Here is a 21,131-nt window from a genome sequence, read left to right on the forward strand (position 1 = left end):
CATAACAATAGTTTAGTATATCCTATGAATGGTTGAAAAAAATATGAGTAAAAGGTGATGAAAATGGGCTTACAGTTGGTGATCGGCGGCAGTGGCAGCGGAAAATCCTATTACATGTACAAACAACTGATCGACCAGGCCATAGCCTGCCCTCAGGAAAAATTTATTGTCATTGTCCCGGAGCAGTATACTATGGAGACGCAGAAAAATATTGTGGCTATGCACCCGGCCCACGGGGTCATGAACATTGACATTTTAAGCTTTGCCCGCCTGGGGTTTCGGGTGTTTGAGGAGCTGGGGGTCAGTAACGGCCGGGTCCTTATGGATACGGGAAAGCGCATGGTCATCCGTAAAGTGCTGGAGGCAAAGCGCCAGGAACTATCCGTGTTTACAGGGAGCGTCCGCAAAGCCGGTTTTTCCGGAGAATTAAAATCCATGCTCTCAGAGCTTCTACAATATAATATATCTTTGGATCAGCTTGAGACATGTATCGGCAGTCTCCCCGATGGAAGTGTGCTGAAAGCTAAACTTAAAGATCTTTGGGTAGTCTACCAGGGTTTTAAAAATTATATACAGGACCACTATCTTACGGCGGAGGAGATCCTTGTGAGATTATGTCCTTATATCGGGGATTCAAAACAGATCCGCGAAAGCCGGATCTATCTGGATAATTTTAACGGGCTGACGCCGGCCCAGTATATGGTTATGGAAGAATTGCTCAAATACAGCCGGAACGTACAGATGACATTGACTATCGACCCGGAGGCAGATCCCTACAGTATAAAAAATAACCATGAGCTGTTTTATCTGACAAAGGACACCCTTTACCGACTGGAAAAGCTGTGCCAAAAGATCCACTGCGACCGTTTGCCTGACATTTTTATCGGCGGGGAAAAGGGACGTTTTAAAAGATGCCCGGATCTGGCCTATCTTGAGAAAAATATTTACCGGCCAAGGGCTAAAATTTACGGAGAAAAACCAAACCATTTGTTTTTATATACAGCCCAGGACCTGGCCGCTGAGACGAGACACATTGCCCGCCATATCCGACGGCTTGTCAGGGATAAGGGCTACCGCTACCGGGATATGGGGGTGATCTGCGCCGATGTGTCCGGATACAGGCATATTGTAGAGCGGGCATTTTCCATGATGGATATCCCCTGCTTTATTGATATGAAGCGGAGTATATTAGATAACAGTTTTGTGGAGTGCCTTAGGGCGCTGCTGGATATGTTTTGCAGCGGATTTTCCTATGAAGGGGTGTTTTGCTATCTTCGGTGTGGATTTTCGGAGGTGCCGGCAGATGACATTGATCTTTTGGAAAATTACGCGGTGGCCTTTGGCCTGCGGGGCGCAAAAGCCTGGCAGGAGACATGGATGAAGCGCCCTGACACCTTTGATGAGGGAATGATGCTGGCGGTGAACCAGGCCAGGGAAAAGGCTTTTGAAAATGTGTGGCCTGTCTATGAGGTTTTCAGAGATAAGGAGACAACAGTGGCCGACCGAACAGATGCTTTAAAGCAGTGGATTGCCCATGAGAAGATCGGGGAAAAACTTCAGGAATATGCAGAACGCTTTGAAGAAAAAGGAGATCTGTCCATGGCCGGGGAATACCGGCAGGTATTGGATGCGGTCATGGATCTTCTGGACAAAATGGGAAATATCCTTGGGGACGAGATTATCTCTGTCCGGGAGTATGCCCAGATTCTTGAGGCCGGCCTTAATGAGGAAAAGATCGGCCTGATCCCGCCCGGCATTGACCAGGTGACAGTGGGCGATATCCAGAGAACCCGCCTTGGCCGGGTCAAAGTTCTCTTTTTCATAGGCGTCAACGAGGGAATCGTCCCGGCGCCGGCCAAAGACGGGGGCATATTAAGCGACAGGGATAAAGAAGTGCTGGCGTCTATGAATGTGGAGCTGGCGCCAACTGCCCGGCAGAACAGTTTTTATGAGCAGTTTTATATTTACGCCGCCCTTTCCAGAGCCAGCGACCGCCTGTATCTTTCTTTTACCCAGATGGATGGGGAGGGAAAAGCCCTGCGCCCATCGTCCCTGATCCGCCGTATCAAAAATATTTTTCCAAAGCTTGAAACTGTGGATTCCCATGAGGATTCATCGTGGGAGAGCTGGGTGGATCACGAAAAAGACGGATTTTTCCGGTTGGCGGACGGCTTTGGAAATATAAAAACAGAGGTCCCGAAAGATGAGTGGAAGGAGCTTTTTAGCTGGTTTTCCAGGTCAAAAAACTATGGCGATGACGTTAAAAAAATGCTGGACGCTGCTTTTTATTCTTATATTTGCCGGCCGCTCTCCCAGGCGGCAGTCCGGGCCTTATACGGAAGCACCCTGGAAAACAGCGTGACCACTCTGGAAAATTACGCCGCCTGCGCCTACGCCCATTTTCTCCAGTATGGCCTGGGGCTGGCGCCCCGCCAGGAACATAAGATACGCACGCCGGATCTGGGGATCATTTTACACCAGGCTCTGGAAATGTTCGCCTCGGCGCTGAAAGAGCGGGGGTATACGTGGAAGGACGTTCCGGAGCCGGTGCGGGAAGAACTGGGCGAGAGCTGCGCTGTGGAGGCAGCCCGGTTTTTTAACCATACGGCCCTCCTTGAAAACCGGCGCAGCCAGTATCAGATCCGCCGCCTTGTGCGCTATGTCCTGCGCACGACATGGGCCATCAAGCAGCAGCTTGGCCGGGGGGATTTCCTCCCTGACGCTTTTGAGCTGCGCTTTGACAGCGACGCCCTGGAAGGGCTTACCGATATTTTTATCGGCAGCGACGGGGTGATGAAATTAAAAGGGACGATTGACCGGATCGACCTGTGCTTTGCCGGGGACAATGTCTATGTTAAAATCGTAGACTACAAATCGGGAAATGATAAATTTGACATTGTCCAGCTCTATGAAGGGCTGTCCCTCCAGCTTGTCGTTTACATGAACGCGGCCAGGGCCATGGAGGAGAAGCGGTATCCGGGAAAGAAGATCATCCCGGCGGGAATTTTATATTACAATATTGACGATCCCATGGCGGATTATAATGATTTTTCAGACCTTGAAGGCGAGGAGCTGAAAGAGGCGGTGGAGGAAAGCCTCCTTCAGAAACTGAAAAGCAACGGCCTGATCAACAGCAGCCCGGAGGTTATCCGCAGGTTTGACAAAGAGTTTACAAAAGATTCCCCGGTGATCCCCGTATCCTACACATCCTCCGGCGCTCTGTCTAAGCGCTCCTCTGTAGCCACATCCCGCCAGTTTGACGAACTTGGGCGATATGTGGAAAAAAAGGTGAAGCAGCTTGGGCGGGATATTCTGGACGGAAAGATTGACATTAATCCTTATATGCGTGGGGATAAAAATGCCTGCGCCTTCTGTCTGTTCCAGAGCGTCTGCCAGTTTGACCAGGGAATTGACGGTTTTTCCTACCGGCGTTTTAATGATATGAGCGCCGGGGAGGCGTGGGAGGCGATACACCGCTGGAATGAGGAGAGAAAGGAGGCGGATGATCATGGCTGCACAGTGGACAAAGGAACAGACTGAAGCTATTTATTTAAGAAATTGTAATATTTTAGTGTCTGCGGCGGCAGGTTCAGGGAAAACTGCTGTCTTAGTGGAGAGGATCTATGCCATGCTCACCGATGAAGAACGACCCCTGGACATTGACCAGCTCCTTGTGGTTACCTTTACCAACGCGGCGGCTGCGGAAATGAAAGAGCGGGTGGAGGAGCGGCTGGCCCAAAGCCTTGAAAATGATCCAGATAACGTCCACGTGGCCCGGCAGATCGCGGCCATCCACAGCGCCCAGATCATGACCATCCACAGCTTTTGCCTTTATGTGATCCGAACCCATTTTAATGACATAGACCTGGATCCGGCCTTCCGCATCGGCGAGGAGACAGAGCTGAAACTCATGCGGGGAGATGTGCTGGAACGCCTCATGGAGACTTACTATGAAAAAGAGGACGAGGCATTTTTACAGTTTGTGGAATGTTTCGCTAAAGGAAAGATGGATCATGGCATTGAGGAGCTGATCCTTCAGGTTTATGAGTATTCACGCAGTTACCCTGATCCGGAAGGGTGGCTATCTTCCTGCCTGGAAAGTTTTTTGGTGGAAAATGGCCGGGATCTTGAAAAACTGCCATCGGTGGAATTTTTAATGGATTATATAAAAAAGATTCTCGGTGAGCTTGACCGAGCCTTAGAGGAGGGGCTGGCCTTGTGCGGCGCGCCGGACGGCCCGGTATATTACGGCGATGCACTGGCCCAGGATCAAAAGCTTGTCCGGCAGTTGATGGAATGCCAAAGTTTTGACGAGTATTATCATGGATTCTCCGCGCTGTCTTTTGCCCGCCTGTCGTCGAAAAAAATGCCCGACGCCGATGAGGAGAAGAAAAATCAGGTGAAAAATATCCGGGCCTTTGTGAAAGATACCCTCAGCGATCTGAAAAAAGACTTTTTTGGGGCGGATAGTGAAAAAAGCGCAGAGAGCCTGAGGCGTATGCTTCCCCACATGGAGATGCTGGTCACCCTGACCCAGGATTTTGCCAGAGAGTACCAGGCAGCTAAGGAAGAAAAAAATATGGTGGATTTTGGGGATCTGGAGCATTTTGCTCTGAAGATTTTGACCAGGGAAGAAAAGGGGGAATGGATGCCCACCCAGGCGGCACAGGATTTGTCACGCCAGTATGAGGAAATTCTTATTGACGAGTATCAGGACAGCAATCAGGTCCAGGAGACGATTCTCACAAGCATTTCCAGGGAGCAGTCAGGCCATCCCAATGTCTTTATGGTGGGGGATGTAAAGCAGAGCATATACAAATTCCGTCTGGCCCGCCCTCAGCTTTTTATGGAGAAATACTTAAATTATCCCCATATGGGAGAAAAATACCAGTGTATCCGTCTCCATAAAAACTTTCGCAGCCGCCCGGCAGTCCTTGACTGTGTCAATTATATATTCCGCCATTTAATGGGGGAAGATTTGGGAGATATTGAATATGACGATGACGCGGCGCTTTATGCCGGCGCTGTTTTTCCAATCCCGGAGACAGAGGAGATGGACTACGGGAAAAATGAGGAAGTGATGCTGGTGATCCCGGAAGATGGCTGGCCTGGGCCAAAAGAGGGGGATACCCAGGAAATGACAGAGCGGGAAATTGAAGCTCTGGCTGTGGCCCGACGCATCCGTGAAATGGTTCAGGGGGATAATCCCCTTTACGTCACCGATAAGGGCACCGGGAAATTCCGCCCGGCAGGTTACGGTGATATTGTGATTTTACTGCGAACCATGTCCGGCTGGGCCGATACTTTTGTAAAAATCCTGGGGGAAGAAAATATTCCGGTTCAGGCGGAGACAGTGACCGGATTTTTTTCTACCATAGAAATTAGCACAGTTCTTTCATGGCTGAACATTATTGACAATCCTCTTCAGGATATTCCCATGGCCGCCGTGTTAAAATCTCCCACAGTGGGTCTGTCTGATGAGGAGATGGCCATGGTCGCCTCTGTGTCCGGCGGGAATAAAAGAAAACGCCCATGTCTTTACGACTGCTGCAGGTCTGTTGTCTCCCATGGGGAAACGGCCGGATTTTTCGGGGATTTTGCCCCAAAGGATTTAGAAGCTCTCCTGGGCAAGCTGAAAAAATTTGTGGACCTTTTAAACTGTCTCAGGGCAGAGGCGGCTTACACTCCGGTTCACGAACTTTTGCTGAAAGTCTATGACAACACCGGTTATTATGCCTATGCCTGTGCCATGCCCGGAGGGCAGAAGCGCCGGGCCAATCTGGATATGCTTGTGGAAAAAGCGGTGGCTTATGAAAAGACAAGCTACCGGGGACTGTTTAATTTCACCCGGTATATTGCCAGACTGCGCCAGTACGAGGTGGATTTCGGCGAGGCAGGGGCCGGCGCCGCCCCAAGTACGGTGCGGATCATGAGTATCCACAAAAGTAAAGGGCTGGAGTACCCGGTAGTATTTGTGGCGGGCCTTGGCAAGTCTTTTAATCAGCAGGACGCCCGGAGCGCCCTTATTATCCACAGCGACCTTGGTTTCGGGCCGGATGTAGTGGATACCCATCTGCGGCTGAAAGCGCCCACCTTACAGAAAAAGATACTGGCCAAAAAGACTGTTCTGGAAAATCTGGGGGAGGAGCTTAGGGTTCTCTATGTGGCTATGACCCGGGCCAGGGAAAAACTTGTGCTGTGTGGTTATGTCCGGGATCTTGAAAAGTCTGTGGAGCGGTGGCAGTCCGGCGGTGCCGATATGGGGCGGCCGCTCCTTTCCTTCCGAAGCCGCCAGGGCGCCCGGTCCTATCTGGACTGGATCATGGCCGCTCTAATCAGTCACCGGTGCTGTCACAGTCTCCTGGAGTCTTTTAGAAAAAAAAGTCCGATCTTTCACCCGGATTATGAGTCGCCGGCCCCCTTTGTTCTGCGGATCATGGGCCTTGGCGAGATCTTTTACCACCTGGGGGCGGAGAGTGTCAACGCCTATTTTACAAGGGAAATGTTTGAACACTGGGACTGTGACCGGGTCTATGTACAGCCGATGCATGAGGCTATGGGCCGGTATTTATCCTGGGTATATCCCTACACCGGCGGGCTTGCCCTTCACACAAAAATGACAGTGTCCGAGCTGAAATCTATAGGCCAGATGCCCCTGGATGAAGATGAAGAAACTGCGTGGGATTTGTGGCAGGAGACGCCGCAAACCGCTGTTTCCGGCGAAGCCGCTGTATCTGCCCTTCCCACTGAGACGGCGGACGGTGAGGCGCCGGGCGGGGAAGGTGGTTTCGGAAACACAACTGCTGTCCGGGAGCGGATGGTCCGGGCGGCCCTTAGGGGAACTACGGTCCACAAGATCCTGGAAGCTATGGATATTGCCTCCATTGGCAGCGTCAGAGATGTTGACCGGCTCATTGAAAAACTTCTGAGCGAAGGGCGCGTTGACCCGGAGGGGGCAAAACTTGTCTATGTTCCCGGCATTTATAACTTTGCCCGCTCCTCCATTGCCCGGCGCATGGCAAAAGCCCAGAAAGATCATTGTCTTTATCGGGAAAAACAGTTTGTTATCGGTGTTTTGCCGTCGGTCATTGACCCGTCAGCCGCTGACCTGACGGGGGATGATTCCGATACGATCCTGATCCAGGGGATCATCGACGCCTGGTTTATTGAGGATGGTCAGGCGGTTCTTGTAGATTACAAAACCGATTATGTGGCAGATGATGGGGAAAGTCTTGTAAAAAAATATAAGACTCAGTTGGATTACTATGAATTAGCGCTGGAGCAGATTACCGGTCTGAAAGTGAAAGAAAAGATTATTTACGCCCTTAGTATCGGCAGGGAGATACGGGTTTAAACTGGAACAAACCGGATATACTATGACTATAGCTTAAAATAGGGCTCTGCCCCTCCTGGGGTGAAAAGGGCCTTTTAAAGAAAGGAAGTCATGCCGGTGACAAAGGTGAAGACAAAAAAGAAGGTGGATCTGACAAAACTTGGCCCTGATGAGCTGCTTAAATATGAGGTGGCCGCCGAGCTTGGTTTTTTTGACCAGGTGATGAAAAATGGCTGGCAGTCTCTTACCGCTAAGGAGACGGGGCGCATCGGCGGCCTGGTGGCCAAAAAGAAGCGAATGCGGGATAAAGATAAAAATCAGGAAAAAATTTCCAATTGTCTGTGAAAAATAAAAAAGACGATCTGCCATGTCTTGAGTAGTGATAAGGAAGTAAATAGGTAATTGCAGGGCGGCACAGCGTTTTGCTATGCCGTTCTGCCTTTTCTTTGCCGTTCAATCACTTGACTGTCGTTAGGAAGATTAACTTCCCCAATGAAGTTCCAAATAATCTGCACTTTCTGTCGGCGGTGGCCGCTGGACTTATCCGGCGCATTTTGCATAGTAGGATTTTACTGTCAAAACTTTTTCCTTTTGCAGCATTCTTGCAATCTGCATAGGACCTTTCCCGTCCACACAAAGAGCAAATATCTTCTTGACTACTTCGGCGGCTTCTCCGTCCACAACCCATTGTTTCGGATTGTCCTTGTCCCTCAAATATCCGTAAGGCTGTTTCCCCATGTGTTCTCCGGCATTTGCCTTTGCGTTAAGTATCGCTCGGATCTTCCGGCTTGTATCGCGTGCATAAAAATCGTTGAACAGGTTGCGAAATGGGGTAAAATTGTTGTCGCCCTTGTCGCTGTCCACACCGTCGTTGATTGCAATATAGCGAATATCACGCTCGGCAAAAAAACTCTCGGTGTAATAGCCGACTTTCAGATAGTCGCGCCCCCATGCGGGACATATCCTTGACGATAACCGTTTTGACCTTTCCCGCTTCCGCAAGCCCTATCATTTTATTCCAGCCGGGTCTATCGAATAATGAGGTGTGATAGCGATAGCGGCAAAAAGCTAATAAAATCAATGGTTTTGCGGACAGCGGATAGACAGGGAATGTGTTAAAAACTGAATACGCACACAAACGGCGTTACCTTAACCCCTTTGGGGGAGAAAGTAACGCCGTTTTTTTATGCCCGCAGGAAAGGAGGTGCAGCCGGAATGTATTTCACAAAGGGCAAGCAGCGGGCGTTTGAATTGCTCATGCAGCAGAAGCCGGGATTTGACCGCTATCAATCCGGTTGTGCCGGAGATGATGAAGATTGCGGCACTTGCCGTTTCTACCGCCCCGGGTGGAAATATGAGTTTTGCGTTTTCAAAGAGTGTCCCTATTGCCCCGGCAAAAGGACGCGGAAAACGCACGCCAGCATGGACAAATAGACGGGCAAAAGCCCTTGTGCCATGCGGCTTTGCAGACGCGAAAACGGCAAAGGGCATATTGCAATACCAAAACAGCCGAAAACGGCTTTCTAATTGTCCACGCATACCAAGAGAGGAAGTGAGGAAATATGGCAGTTTTCAGAGTGGAGCGAAATACGGGATATACCGTTATGAGCAACCACCACTTGCGAAACAAGGAATTGTCCTTAAAGGCAAAGGGCTTGTTGTCGCAAATGCTTTCGCTGCCCGAAGATTGGGATTATACCCTTGCGGGCTTATCCCATATCAACCGGGAGAAGATCGACGCAATCCGCGAAGCGGTAAAGGAACTCGAAAAAGCCGGATATATCGTGCGCAGCCGGGAGCGCGACGAAAAGGGACGCTTGCGGGGCGCAGATTACGTCATATACGAGCAGCCGCAGCCGCGAGAGCCGGAAGCAGCTACCAGCGGCGGACAGCCGCCTATATTGGATTTACCTACATTGGAAAATCCAACATTGGATAATCCAACGTTGGAAAAACCTACGCAGGAAAAACCTACGTTGGAAAATCCAACGCAATTAAATAAAGATATATTAAGTAAAGAACAATCAATTACTGATTTATCAAGTACCGATTCCATTCCTTTCCATTCCCTAAACCCCTTGCCCTTTGCGCATGGCGAAGCGGCTACGCCGCCGGAAAGGAAAAGAACGGAAGCGAAAAGCAATAGCGCAGTAGAGATTTACAGGGAGATTATCAAGGACAATATCGAATACGACCATCTCATTCAAAACTGCAAAATTGACAAAGACCGTTTGGACGAGATTGTTGACCTTATGCTGGAAACCGTCTGCACAGCCCGAAAGACAATCCGTATTGCCGGGGACGACTACCCCGCCGAATTGGTGAAATCCAAGTTTTTGAAGCTGAACAGCAGCCATATTGAGTTTGTTTTGGATTGCATGAGGGAGAACACAACCAAAGTGCGCAACATCAAGCAGTATCTAAAAGCGGTGCTGTTCAACGCGCCGAGTACCATTGACAGCTACTATACCGCCCTTGTCAATCACGACTTATACGGCGGCGAATGAGCATAGCCGCACTTTACCGGGAAAGGAGTTGATACCTTGCAGGAGGAAGTAACCCAAAAAACGATTGCCCTATACGTCAAAGTGGGAAAAGGCGCGGCGCGGCTTACCGAACAGGCGTTACAGAAAGCAATCCAAAAGTTTTTGGAGCAGAAAAGCAAACCCGCGCATGGGAAACAGACCATGCGGCAGCTTATGAAGCAGAACGCGGGTGTTTCCAACATCGAGATCACCGACAGCAATATTAAAGCCTTTGAGAGTACGGCGAAGAAATACAACATAGATTTTTCGCTAAAAAAGGTTAAGGGCGAGCAGACCCGTTACCTTGTGTTTTTCAAAGGCCGGGACGCGGACGTTATGACCGCAGCGTTTCAAGAGTTTTCCGCAAAGAAGCTGAACCGGGAGAAAAAGCCCTCTATCCGCAAAGCCCTTGCCGCTGCAAAGGACAAGGCGAAGCAGCTTAACGCCGCCCGCGACAAGGTAAAGAAAATGGACAGGGGGCGCGAGATATGAAGCAGATCAACTACAAAAAGCTGATACTTCCGAATATCCCCTATGTGTTCTTTGTCTATCTCTTTGATAAAGTCGGACAGGCGGTGCGGCTTGCCCCCGGCGCGGATATTTCTGCAAAGATACTGAATATCACACAAGGATTTTCCGCAGCCTTTGAAAACGCCTTGCCGAGCGTTTACCCGTTGGATTTGCTTGTCGGCATTGTCGGTGCGGTGATTATCCGCTTGATAGTCTATGTCAAAGGGAAAAACGCGAAGAAATACCGCAAGGGCGCGGAGTACGGCTCTGCCCGATGGGGAAACGCCGAAGATATAAAGCCCTACATAGACCCGGATTTCCAAAACAACATCATTTTGACGCAGACGGAACGGCTTACCATGAACAGCCGCCCGAAGCAGCCGAAGTACGCGAGAAATAAGAACGTCGTCGTGATCGGCGGCAGCGGCAGCGGAAAAACAAGATTTTTTGTCAAACCTAATCTAATGCAGCTTCATTCCTCTTACGTCTTAACCGACCCGAAAGGTACGGTTTTGATTGAGTGCGGGAAGCTGCTGCAACGGGCGGGCTACCGCATTAAGGTACTGAATACGATTAACTTCAAAAAATCTATGCACTACAACCCCTTTGTGTATATCCGCAGCGAGAAAGATATTTTGAAGCTGGTAAATACGTTGATAGCGAATACCAAAGGTGAGGGAGAAAAAAGCGCGGAGGATTTTTGGGTAAAGGCAGAACGGCTTTTGTATTGCGCGTTGGTGGGCTACATCTGGTACGAAGCCCCCGCCGAGGAAATGAACTTTATTACCCTGTTGGAACTTATCAACGCCAGCGAAGCCCGCGAGGACGACGAGGAATATCAAAGCCCCGTCGATTTGCTGTTTGCCGACTTGGAAGAACGCGACCCCGACCATTTCGCGGTGAAGCAGTACCGAAAATATAAATTGGCGGCGGGCAAAACCGCAAAATCAATCCTCATTTCTTGCGGTGCGAGGCTCGCTCCTTTTGATATAAAGGAATTGCGCGATCTTATGTCCTACGACGAATTAGAACTTGACACGTTAGGCGACAGAAAAACAGCTTTGTTTTTGATTATGAGCGATACGGACAGCACGTTTAATTTTGTTATCGCTATGCTGCAATCGCAGTTATTTAATCTCTTGTGCGACAAGGCCGACGACGAATACGGCGGCAAGCTGCCGGTTCATGTTCGCTGCCTGTTAGACGAGTTTGCAAACATTGGACAAATCCCGCAGTTTGAAAAATTGATTGCCACAATCCGCAGCCGGGAAATCTCGGCTTCTATCATTCTGCAATCGCAGAGCCAGCTAAAAGCCATTTACAAGGACGCGGCAGAAATCATACTTGACAATGCCGACAGCACCTTGTTTTTGGGAGGGCGCGGGAAAAATGCAAAGGATATTTCGGAGAACTTGGGACGTGAAACAATCGACAGTTTCAACACTTCCGAAAATCGCGGCACGCAGGTTTCTCATGGCCTCAATTATCAGAAATTGGGAAAGGAGTTGATGACACAGGACGAAATCGCAGTTATGGACGGAGGAAAATGTATTTTGCAGTTGCGCGGCGTGCGCCCCTTTTTCAGCGATAAGTACGATATAACGCAGCACCCGAACTACAAATACCTTTCCGACTTCGACAAGAAAAACGCTTTTGACGTTGAACGGTATATGTCCACCCGTCCGGCAATCGTAAAGCCCGACGAACCCTTTGACATATACGAAATAGATTTGTCCGACGAGGACGCAGCCGCCGAATAAAAACGGCGGCATTTTTATTTCCAACAACATTTTTTGAGCCGTTTTAGCGGCAGAAAGCGAGGTTTATATGGATTTTTTCAACAGCGCAGTTGACGTATTGCAGACTTTGGTAATCGCGCTTGGCGCAGGACTTGGCATTTGGGGCGGCATTAACCTCATGGAGGGGTACGGCAACGATAACCCCGGCGCGAATGCTCATGTGTCATAAAGAAACACACAAGAGATTGATAGACAGCAGCCTACTATTCCGTAAATTTTGTTTCAGGACTTTCTTTTTCAATGCCGATATGCTATAATATTTCTATTCCAAGTAAGGAGTTAAAAATATGCGGCAAGGTATTCTTAATTAACTATAATCAAATAGTGGGAACAAAGAATTGTAACCGTCCCTTGCAAGGGGCTTAGTTTTTTGTACCCTTTTTAAGAATACTTTTGCCTTATATATTTGACATATCAAAAGAGCGACCGCTGCTTGCAGTGCGTTGTATGTATGTGTATGTCTATTCGCTATATCCCCAGCGGTAAAAGTATTTTGCTGCTGGGGATTTTTATGCCCTTTGGGGGCTGAATGGAGGACAAACACATGAAAATAATCAATATCGGCATTCTTGCTCATGTAGACGCAGGAAAAACGACTTTGACAGAAAGCCTGCTCTATACCAGCGGAGCCGTTCCGGAATTAGGGAGTGTAGATAAGGGAACAACGCGGACAGACACCATGCTGTTGGAACGCCAGCGTGGGATTACCATTCAAACGGCCGTCACTTCTTTCGGCTGGAAGAATTATAAGATCAATATTGTCGATACCCCCGGCCATATGGACTTTTTGGCGGAAGTATATCGCTCACTTGCTGTTCTTGACGGAGCAATTTTAGTAGTTTCCGCAAAGGACGGCGTGCAGGCACAAACACGGGTACTGTTCCATGCGCTCCAGAAAATGAAAATCCCAACGATTATTTTTGTAAATAAGATAGACCAGGAGGGCATTGACTTACAGAGCGTTTATCAAAATATCAGAGAAAAACTTTCTGATGATGTCATGGTTATGCAAGATGTTTCGCTCACTCCGGAAGTGTCTCTGACAGACATTGAGGATATAGAAAAATGGGATTCTATTATTGCTGGAAATGATGAACTTTTGGAAAAATATATTGCGGGGGAACCTTTGAAAATACAAGATTTACAGAGGGAGAAATGCAGAAGAATGCAAAACGGTTCCCTGTTTCCTATTTATCATGGGAGTGCAAAGAACAATATCGGAACTGAAAAGCTGATTGAAGTGATTGCAGAAACATTTACTTCTGGTGCGGACAACGATCAATCCGAGCTATGCGGAAGCGTTTTTAAAATCGAGTACACAGACCAGAAAAAGCGGCTCGTTTATTTGCGGTTATACAGCGGGACACTTCATTTACGGGATACGATTCTCCTGCCCCAAAATCAAAAACTAAAAATCACAGAAATGAGGATTCCGTCAAACGGAGAGATTATACCGGCGGACACAGCCTGTTGCGGAGAAATTGTTATTTTGACCAATGACACTCTGAAGCTGAATGATACTCTCGGAAATGTAGAACTTTTGCCGCGCAAGGCATGGGAAAAAAATCCGATTCCTTTGCTTCGGACGACGGTGGAGCCGCAAAATCAGGAACAAAGAGACCTCCTGCTGAATGCCCTGACGGAAATTGCAGATACAGATCCGCTGTTGCATTACTATGTGGATACGATAACGCATGAAATCATCATTTCTTTTTTAGGAAAAGTCCAGTTAGAGGTTGTATGCTCTCTGTTAGTAGAGCGATACCATGTGAACATAAATGTGAAAGAACCTACGGTCATTTATCTGGAAAGGCCATTAAAAACAGCCAGTTACACGATTCATATTGAAGTGCCGCCGAATCCGTTTTGGGCATCCATTGGCTTAACTGTAACGCCACTTCCTGCCGGAAGTGGAACCCGGTTTAAAAGCAAAGTATCTCTCGGCTATTTAAACCAAAGTTTTCAAAATGCCGTTATGGAAGGGGTGCGTTATGGAATGGAGCAAGGCTTATACGGTTGGGAAGTGACAGATTGTGAAATTTGTTTTGACTATGGAGTTTATTACAGTCCAGTTAGTACCCCCGCAGATTTTCGTTCCCTTGCTCCTATCGTGTTAGAACAGGCATTGAAAAGAGCAGGAACACAATTATTGGAACCATACCTTTCCTTTACCCTTTTTGCACCGCAGGAATATATTTCACGGGCTTATAATGACGCACCGAAGTATTGTGCAGTGATTGAATCAACCTTGCTTAAAAATGATGAAGTTATTTTTACGGGAGAAATCCCCGCCCGCTGCATCGGCGAATATAGGAATGATTTAAATTTTTATACAAATGGGAGAAGCGTCTGCCTTACCGAATTAAAAGGGTACCAAGAAATTTCCGGGGAGCCTGTATTGCAGCCACGCCGTCCTAACAGCCGTTTAGATAAGGTTCGGCATATGTTTCAGAAAATAACGTAATATTTTGTGCGTTATCACGGATAAAAATCTTTGAATATAAGGAGAGTCTATGTTAGTTTTGTTTTCAAGTCGGTTTTGTGTAAACTTATATTGAGCAAACGGCCTTTATTTATAACCCGACTAATTTTGTATGCTAATGTCGAGCATATCTTTCTAAATTGTGATATTCTTATTCGGAAGGAGGGGCAATGTGTTAAAGAAATTGAATGACGCGATGGACTATATTGAAGCGCACCTGGAGGACGAGTTTTTACTTGAGAAGATTTCTGAGCATATAAATGTTTCAGATTATCATTTTAGAAAAATATTTTTTGCGCTTACCAATATGACGCTGAATGAGTATGTAAAAAACAGACGACTTTCAGAAGCTAACAAAGAATTGTTGCAGGGGGCGCAGGTAACAGATGTCGCTTATCAATATGGGTATCAATCCGTAGACGGATTTACACGTGCCTTTAAAAAATGGAGCGGTATCTTACCGTCACAAGTCGCAAAGTTGAAACAATGTAAATCATGCCAAAAGTTACAATTTGTTGTAACTATGAAGGGAGGAACTTTAATGGAATATAAAATTGTTGAAAAACCTGCTTTTACGTTTGCAGGTGTAAGTAAACGAGTGCCGTTACAATATGAGGGAGTAAACAACGCTATTTTGGAACTGGCACAAAGCATAACACAGGAACAGAAAGAAGAAATGCACCGGTTGCAAAACATTGAGCCATATGAAACTGTAAATGTTTCCTATGAATCAGATACGAACTTTCTTGAAGAAGCTGGTGAATTAACGCATTTAATTGGAGTTTTAACAACTAAAAATGACATTAGCAGTAATCTGGACACATTTCCTGTTAAAGCTCATACGTGGGCAGTTTTTCCAAATGAAGGAATCTTCCCGTTTACTTTGCAGGATACAATGGCAAGAATCTACTCCGAATGGTTTATGACGGCAGATTATGAACTGGCAGAGCCGTTTTCTTTCTCTTTTACAAAAATGGACGACAAAAAGCCCAACTACGCATACAGTGAAATTTGGATTCCAGTAACAAAAAAAGAATAAGCAATTACACTCAAATAGGAAAGCCAGCCGAGCCAGCGGGCAGTCAAGATAAACGGCGCATATGCGCCGCTGTTGACAGCCCCGCCCGCCTTTGCTGGTAGGCAATCAAGGGGCGACAGCAAGGGGTGCTGCCGCCCTCTGATATTATAAATGAAACCCGTCAACCATACAACGCCCTATGTGGGAGAAAGGGGGAATCATCTATGCCTTGCACAGAAGCATACAAAGAACACATCATGTACACGTTCAATGGCTTTGCAAGACCGTCATACACTATGCGGCTATCAACGCATGGCGTGACAGGAGCAGACGGCGGCAAAAAGAAATATCCCTTGAATACCTCACAGAAGAAAAGTTTTACCCTTTAGGCACAACAGACGAATATTTTGAAGCACCCCATGAAGAACACCCTATAACGATATGCGGTCAGGCAGTTATCCTCACCAATGGAAAACTTGCCGCCGTCCTGTTATCCCTGCCACAGAAAAACCGGGAAATCATTTTCCCTTATTTTTTCAAAAATGGGCTTACAATGGGTGAAAAATTCGAAAACCAAAGTATGATGAGGCAGGTATTGAAATGAAAGTTGTTTCTATATTAAATAAAAATAATGATTACCAGAGATTTGAAGTATTGAAGCATAATCGAAATAAAAGATATAAATATAATCAATTTATTGTTGAAGGCGTAAGAAGTTTAAATGAAGCGGTTAAAAATAACTGGAAGATTATTTCTTTTATTTATGACAAGAATAATCTGTCAGGCTGGGCAAAACATATGATAGAAACAGTAAAAACAGAAGTCAATTATACTCTTACGGCACAGTTGCTAAAGGAATTAAGTGGAAAAGAAGAAACTTCTGAATTATTGGCTATTATTGAAATGAGGGAAGACAGGTTAGAAAATGTTGCGTTATCTTCCAATCCATTTATTGTGTTATTTGACAGGCCCTCTAATAAAGGAAATTTAGGTACGATGATACGTTCATGTGATGCGTTGGGAGTAGATATGTTGATAATTACTGGACATGCGGTTGATTTGTATGAGCCTGATGTAATTGTTTCGGCGATGGGTTCTTTTTTCAATCTTCCGGTGATTCGAATCATTCACAATGAGGATTTATATAAATTCGTTGAAAGCCTTAGAATAAAATACCCTGGCTTTAAGATCATAGGCACAACAGCCCACCACGAAAAGCCTATCTATCATGAGGACTTGAAAACCCCGGTTATGTTAATGATGGGAAATGAAACCATGGGATTAAATAAGGCATTTAAGGAATATTGTGATGTTTTATGTACGATTCCTATGGCTGAAGATTCCTATGCCAGTTCTTTCAATGTCAGTTGTGCTGCATCTATAATGATGTATGAAATAGTAAGACAACGAATGAATTAGACAGCATAACCCTTTTGAGAGTGAGCCAGAGAAAAGGGAGGAGCAGGCGTTCTACCTCAAAAGTCTGCAAATAAAAAAAGAATAAGCAATTACACTCAAATGGCAAAGCCAGCCGAGCCAGTCAACAGTCAAGATGAACGGCGCATATGCGCCGCCGTTGACAGCCCCGCCCGCCTTTGCAGATAGGCAATCAAGGGGCGACAGCAAGGAGTGCTGCCGCCCCGCACTATTATTCAGAGAGGGGGAATTTCCATGACCGAAGATGAAGCCTACAAAGTGCATATCCAGTACACATTCAATGCCTTTTGCAAGATTGTCATTCGTCACGCAGCCATAGATATAATCTTAAAGCTGCGCCGGAGGTGGGAACGGGAAGTTTCTCTTGACTATCTGATGAATGAGAAGTTTGTCCAGCTTGCCGAACCGGAGCAGCTTGAAGAATATCTTTTTACCGCCTGCGGCCAGACCGCCGTTCTGTACCATGCGGAACTTGCCGCCGCCCTTGCCCTCTTGCCGGAGCAGACACAGGAAGAGATTTTCCGTTACTATTTCCTGCGCCAGCCGCAGCGAGTGATCGGCGTACATATTGGCCGGACACGCAGCACAGCGGGGCGGCATATCCAGCTTGCCTTGCAGCGGCTACGGCGGCTCATGGAGGGAAAAGACCATGAGTAAACTTCTCCCCTATGAAACAATCGTCAAAGCCCATGAGGGCGACCCGGACGCAATCGACACCGTCCTTTCCCACTATGCCGGATATATCCGCTACTTTTCCAAAGTACACGGTCAGGTTAACGCCGAGGTTGAGGAATATGTGAAGCAGCAGCTAATCTCCGCACTATTCAAGTTTCGCTTTGACCGATAAGCCCCAAAACTGAATACCAGCCGCCCACCAGCGGCCAGTGAAAGCAGTAAGTCTGAAAAAGATTTGCTGCTTTTTTTGTTGTCCATTTGGCAAAATCGCAAAGTCACCCGTAGTAGGTAGGTGAAGCCAGAAAAAGCTGCCTGCTCCGTTTGGCAAATTTCAAAACGCAGTGTTGTAGGGAGTGAAAGGAAAAATTCTCTGCCCCGTAGGTTGCCAAAATCCTGTTTCCCGGATTACTAAGGCAAAAGAAAATTTGAAAAATCCCCGGACAGCGGGTAGCTGGCGGCCTTTTGAATGTATCTTTGGCGAAAGAAAAAAAAGACCGCGCACAGCGGGCTGAAAGCCCCGCCCCGTTCGCTCTATGTACGGAAAAGCCCGGACAGGGGCAGTCTGCGGCTTACTAAGAGCAAGTTTCTACCACGGTGCCAAAATCCGCAATTCTGCGGTTTTGCCCCTCGCGGGAAACTTGTTGGGGAGTGCCTTCCCCAAACCCTGCTATACGCCCTTACGGGCGAAAAAGCTGAAAACAGTTTTTGTTATTTTCCAAAAAGTTGCCCAATGGGAGGTATAGAGGGATTTTTCTGCCGAAATGCAAAAAAAAGTTTTTGTAATTTCCCGAAAAGTTAAGCAATGGGAGGAGTGAGAGGAAATTTTCTCCGCCCAAAATCCGAAAAAAGTCAGCAATAAGAATAGTGAGAGGAGGTTTTCAGCCTATGCGAAAGAAATACAACACGCCCCACCGCAGCCGCGTTGTGAAAACCCGGCTGTCCGAAGATGAATACGCCGACTTCACAGCGCGGCTTGCGCCCTATGGTATCAGCCAGTCGGAATTTCTCCGGCAGGCGATACGGCGCACGACCATACGCCCCGTTGTCCATGTATCGGCGGTCAATGATGAACTGCTCTCCGCTGTCGGGAAGCTGGCCGCCGAGTACGGCAGGATCGGCGGCAACCTCAATCAGATTGCCCGGTATCTGAACGAGTACGGCTCACCCTACAATGCGCTGTCCGGCGAGGTACGCGCCGCCATAGCCGACCTTGCCGCCCTCAAGTATGAAGTCCTCAAGAAAGTAGGTGACGCAGTTGGCAACACTCAAGCATATCAACTCTAAAAACGCCGACTACGGAGCCGCCGAACAATATCTTCTCTTTGAGCATGACGAGTTTACCATGAAGCCCGTCCTTGATGAAACCGGCAGGCTTATCCCCCGCGAGGACTACCGGCTGTCAACGCTGAACTGCGGCGGGGAGGATTTTGCCGTTGCCTGTATGCGGGCAAATCTCCGCTATGGGAAGAACCAGCGGCGGGAAGATGTGAAAAGCCACCACTATATCATCAGCTTTGACCCACGGGACGGGCCGGACAACGGCTTGACCGTAGACCGGGCGCAGGCATTGGGCGAGAAGTTTTGCGCCGAGCATTTCCCCGGCCACCAAGCCCTTGTATGCACCCACCCGGACGGCCACAACCACAGCGGCAATATCCATGTGCATATCGTCATTAACAGCCTGCGGATAGAGGAAGTACCGTTCCTGCCCTACATGGACAGGCCAGCCGACACGAAAGCCGGCTGCAAGCACCGCTGTACCGACGCTGCCTTGCGCTACTTCAAATCCGAAGTCATGGAGATGTGCCACCGGGAGGGGCTTTACCAAATCGACCTCTTGAACGGCAGCAAGAACCGCGTGACCGACCGGGAGTATTGGGCGCAGAAAAAGGGACAGGCTGCGCTGGACAAGCAGAACGCCCCCATGATTGCAGGCGGTATCACGCCCCGGCAGACCAAGTTTGAAACGAACAAGGAGAAGCTGCGGCAGACCATACGGAAAGCCCTTGCCACCGCCGCCAGCTTTGACGAATTTTCCTCTCTGCTGCTGCGGGAGGGCGTGACCGTCAAGGAGAGCCGGGGGCGGCTGTCCTATCTCACGCCGGACAGGACAAAGCCCATTACCGCCCGGAAGCTGGGCGACGACTTTGACCGCACCGCTGTCCTTTCCGTTTTGGAGCAGAACGCCGCCAGAGCCACAGAAAAGGCCGCAGCCATACTCGAATACCCCCGGCATGGGAACACAAAAGCCCCACAAACCGCCCCGAAGCAGGACGGTGTGCAGCGGCTTGTGGACATTGAGCAGAAAATGGCCGAGGGCAAAGGCCGGGGCTATGAACGCTGGGCGACCATGCACAACCTCAAACAAATGGCCGCGACGCTGAATGTGTATCAGGAATACGGCTTTACTTCCCCGGAGCAGTTAGAAGCCGCCGTTGATACCGCCTATCAGGAAATGCGCCAGACCAGCGGCGAACTGAAAGCACTGGAAACGAAGCTACAAGGGAAAAAGGAGTTGCAGCAACAGGTACTTGCCTATGCCAAGACCAAGCCCACCCGCGACGGGCTGAAAGCGCAGAAATCCGAGAAAGCCCGCGCCGCCTACCGGCAGGCAAACGAGAGCGATTTTATCATAGCCGAAGCCGCCGCCCGGTATTTCAAGGCGCATGGCATCACCAAGCTGCCCGCCCGGAAAGCGTTGCAGGCCGAGATCGAGCAGCTTATCTCCGAGAAAGACGGCCTGTATAACACCTACCACGAACAGAAACAGCGGTTCAAGGAGTTGCAGACCGTCAAGCGGAACATCGACCAGATTTTGCGCCGGGAGGAACCCCACCGCAGAAAGGAGCAGAGCCATGAGCGATAACCTGCCCCGCATGGACTACCGCCAGCACCGGCGGGCGCGGCGGCTGGTACATGAGTGCTGTAACTACGACGAGGGAAACTGCCTGCTGTTAGACGACGGGGAGCCTTGCGTGTGCGTCCAAAGCATTTCCCTTTCCCTCATGTGCCGCTGGTTCCGTGTGGCTGTCCTGCCCCTTGACGGGGAACTGGCCGCAGCCCTCTTGTACCGGGGGAGCCGGAAACGGTGTGAGGTCTGCGGGGCGGCATTTGTCCCCAAATCCAACCGGGGAAAATACTGCCCCGACTGCGCCGGACGCATGAAGAAACTCAAAGCCGCCGAGAGAAAGCGGAAACAAAGGCAGAAATGTCACGCTTTAGAGCCTTTCAAACCCGCATGAATCAAGGTTTTTTTCGTGAGTGTCAAAGGGTACGCGATACATTTATCCTTTTCCCCCGGAAACGCCGTTCTAAGGCGTGACAAAACACCACAATCAACCCGAACACAGGG

Annotated in this window: 18 protein-coding genes and 1 pseudogene; 17 read left to right on the top strand and 2 right to left on the bottom strand. The window is 48.5% G+C overall.

Features of this window, described 5'->3' with window-relative positions; translation table 11 throughout:
* Positions 1-63 precede the first annotated feature (63 nt).
* The 3 genes from addB (at position 64) to HNP82_RS14190 (ending at position 7,678) form a co-directional block, all read left to right on the top strand.
* Complete coding sequence (gene addB / locus HNP82_RS14180; protein WP_207720631.1) at positions 64-3,540, top strand: helicase-exonuclease AddAB subunit AddB; 3,477 nt, start codon at positions 64-66, stop codon at positions 3,538-3,540.
* Positions 3,509-7,354, top strand: a complete 3,846-nt coding sequence (gene addA / locus HNP82_RS14185) for a helicase-exonuclease AddAB subunit AddA (RefSeq protein ID WP_183775788.1) — start codon at positions 3,509-3,511, stop codon at positions 7,352-7,354. The genes addB and addA overlap by 32 nt, the downstream gene beginning before the upstream one ends.
* Positions 7,355-7,450: 96 nt before the next feature.
* Positions 7,451-7,678: a small, acid-soluble spore protein, alpha/beta type gene (locus HNP82_RS14190; protein WP_330599627.1), complete on the top strand. Its 228-nt coding sequence runs from the start codon at positions 7,451-7,453 to the stop codon at positions 7,676-7,678.
* Positions 7,679-7,758: 80 nt separating this feature from the next.
* On the opposite strand, the gene HNP82_RS18840 is transcribed toward HNP82_RS14190, so the two are convergent.
* Entirely contained in the window at positions 7,759-7,893 is a 135-nt protein-coding gene (locus tag HNP82_RS18840) for a DUF4368 domain-containing protein (RefSeq protein WP_408609664.1), read from the bottom strand.
* Complete coding sequence (locus tag HNP82_RS14195) at positions 7,874-8,335, bottom strand: recombinase family protein (protein WP_243164783.1); 462 nt, start codon at positions 8,333-8,335, stop codon at positions 7,874-7,876. The genes HNP82_RS18840 and HNP82_RS14195 overlap by 20 nt, the downstream gene beginning before the upstream one ends.
* Positions 8,336-8,548: 213 nt before the next feature.
* On the opposite strand from HNP82_RS14195, the gene HNP82_RS14200 reads away from it, so the two are divergent.
* The 14 genes and pseudogenes from HNP82_RS14200 to HNP82_RS14260 all read left to right on the top strand — a co-directional run bounded on the left by HNP82_RS14200 (position 8,549) and on the right by HNP82_RS14260 (position 21,021).
* The gene (locus HNP82_RS14200; protein WP_002604486.1) at positions 8,549-8,767 is read left to right on the top strand and encodes a hypothetical protein; all 219 of its coding nucleotides are present in this window, start codon (positions 8,549-8,551) and stop codon (positions 8,765-8,767) included.
* A 128-nt stretch (positions 8,768-8,895) separates the two neighbouring features.
* On the top strand, positions 8,896-9,840 hold the full coding sequence (locus HNP82_RS14205; protein ID WP_002604485.1) for a DUF6017 domain-containing protein: 945 nt from the start codon (positions 8,896-8,898) through the stop codon (positions 9,838-9,840).
* Between the two features lie 36 nt (positions 9,841-9,876).
* Positions 9,877-10,350: a PcfB family protein gene (locus HNP82_RS14210; protein WP_002604484.1), complete on the top strand. Its 474-nt coding sequence runs from the start codon at positions 9,877-9,879 to the stop codon at positions 10,348-10,350.
* Positions 10,347-12,128, top strand: a complete 1,782-nt coding sequence (locus HNP82_RS14215; RefSeq protein ID WP_002604483.1) for a VirD4-like conjugal transfer protein, CD1115 family — start codon at positions 10,347-10,349, stop codon at positions 12,126-12,128. Before HNP82_RS14210 ends, HNP82_RS14215 begins: the two co-directional genes overlap by 4 nt.
* Before the next feature lie 67 nt (positions 12,129-12,195).
* The gene (locus HNP82_RS14220; RefSeq protein WP_087272998.1) at positions 12,196-12,336 is read left to right on the top strand and encodes a Maff2 family mobile element protein; all 141 of its coding nucleotides are present in this window, start codon (positions 12,196-12,198) and stop codon (positions 12,334-12,336) included.
* A gap of 375 nt (positions 12,337-12,711) precedes the next feature.
* Complete coding sequence (gene tet / locus HNP82_RS14225) at positions 12,712-14,631, top strand: TetM/TetW/TetO/TetS family tetracycline resistance ribosomal protection protein (protein ID WP_070087585.1); 1,920 nt, start codon at positions 12,712-12,714, stop codon at positions 14,629-14,631.
* Positions 14,632-14,821: 190 nt separating this feature from the next.
* Positions 14,822-15,688: an AraC family transcriptional regulator gene (locus HNP82_RS14230; RefSeq protein ID WP_070087584.1), complete on the top strand. Its 867-nt coding sequence runs from the start codon at positions 14,822-14,824 to the stop codon at positions 15,686-15,688.
* Positions 15,689-15,891: 203 nt separating this feature from the next.
* A pseudogene (locus HNP82_RS18690) lies at positions 15,892-16,205 on the top strand (sigma-70 family RNA polymerase sigma factor); the annotation flags it as partial.
* 62 nt (positions 16,206-16,267) lie between these two features.
* Positions 16,268-17,086 (top strand): TrmH family RNA methyltransferase, encoded by an 819-nt coding sequence (locus HNP82_RS14235; protein ID WP_070087583.1) that lies wholly within the window; start codon positions 16,268-16,270, stop codon positions 17,084-17,086.
* 252 nt (positions 17,087-17,338) lie between these two features.
* Positions 17,339-17,761, top strand: a complete 423-nt coding sequence (locus tag HNP82_RS14240; protein WP_070087582.1) for an RNA polymerase sigma factor — start codon at positions 17,339-17,341, stop codon at positions 17,759-17,761.
* Positions 17,754-17,951: a helix-turn-helix domain-containing protein gene (locus tag HNP82_RS14245; RefSeq protein ID WP_070087581.1), complete on the top strand. Its 198-nt coding sequence runs from the start codon at positions 17,754-17,756 to the stop codon at positions 17,949-17,951. The genes HNP82_RS14240 and HNP82_RS14245 overlap by 8 nt, the downstream gene beginning before the upstream one ends.
* A gap of 713 nt (positions 17,952-18,664) precedes the next feature.
* The gene (locus tag HNP82_RS14250; RefSeq protein ID WP_070087580.1) at positions 18,665-19,063 is read left to right on the top strand and encodes a plasmid mobilization protein; all 399 of its coding nucleotides are present in this window, start codon (positions 18,665-18,667) and stop codon (positions 19,061-19,063) included.
* Complete coding sequence (locus HNP82_RS14255) at positions 19,035-20,645, top strand: relaxase/mobilization nuclease domain-containing protein (RefSeq protein WP_070087579.1); 1,611 nt, start codon at positions 19,035-19,037, stop codon at positions 20,643-20,645. Before HNP82_RS14250 ends, HNP82_RS14255 begins: the two co-directional genes overlap by 29 nt.
* Entirely contained in the window at positions 20,635-21,021 is a 387-nt protein-coding gene (locus HNP82_RS14260; protein WP_070087578.1) for a cysteine-rich VLP domain-containing protein, read from the top strand. Before HNP82_RS14255 ends, HNP82_RS14260 begins: the two co-directional genes overlap by 11 nt.
* The last annotated feature ends 110 nt before the right edge of the window (positions 21,022-21,131 follow it).

It is taken from the genome of Catenibacillus scindens (genome assembly GCF_014202115.1).
GTDB lineage: Bacteria > Bacillota > Clostridia > Lachnospirales > Lachnospiraceae > Catenibacillus > Catenibacillus scindens.

Excerpts from the sequence above, each read along its gene's own strand:
- HNP82_RS14200 (WP_002604486.1), top strand. The coding sequence starts at position 8,549 with ATGTATTTCACAAAGGGCAAGCAGCGGGCGTTTGAATTGCTCATGCAG.
- HNP82_RS14205 (WP_002604485.1), top strand. The coding sequence starts at position 8,896 with ATGGCAGTTTTCAGAGTGGAGCGAAATACGGGATATACCGTTATGAGC.
- HNP82_RS14250 (WP_070087580.1), top strand. The coding sequence starts at position 18,665 with ATGCGAAAGAAATACAACACGCCCCACCGCAGCCGCGTTGTGAAAACC.
- tet (WP_070087585.1), top strand. The coding sequence starts at position 12,712 with ATGAAAATAATCAATATCGGCATTCTTGCTCATGTAGACGCAGGAAAA.
- addA (WP_183775788.1), top strand. The coding sequence starts at position 3,509 with ATGGCTGCACAGTGGACAAAGGAACAGACTGAAGCTATTTATTTAAGA.
- HNP82_RS14245 (WP_070087581.1), top strand. The coding sequence starts at position 17,754 with ATGAGTAAACTTCTCCCCTATGAAACAATCGTCAAAGCCCATGAGGGC.
- HNP82_RS14240 (WP_070087582.1), top strand. The coding sequence starts at position 17,339 with ATGACCGAAGATGAAGCCTACAAAGTGCATATCCAGTACACATTCAAT.
- HNP82_RS14235 (WP_070087583.1), top strand. The coding sequence starts at position 16,268 with ATGAAAGTTGTTTCTATATTAAATAAAAATAATGATTACCAGAGATTT.
- HNP82_RS18840 (WP_408609664.1), bottom strand. The coding sequence starts at position 7,893 with ATGCAAAATGCGCCGGATAAGTCCAGCGGCCACCGCCGACAGAAAGTG.
- HNP82_RS14220 (WP_087272998.1), top strand. The coding sequence starts at position 12,196 with ATGGATTTTTTCAACAGCGCAGTTGACGTATTGCAGACTTTGGTAATC.
- HNP82_RS14215 (WP_002604483.1), top strand. The coding sequence starts at position 10,347 with ATGAAGCAGATCAACTACAAAAAGCTGATACTTCCGAATATCCCCTAT.
- HNP82_RS14260 (WP_070087578.1), top strand. The coding sequence starts at position 20,635 with ATGAGCGATAACCTGCCCCGCATGGACTACCGCCAGCACCGGCGGGCG.
- addB (WP_207720631.1), top strand. The coding sequence starts at position 64 with ATGGGCTTACAGTTGGTGATCGGCGGCAGTGGCAGCGGAAAATCCTAT.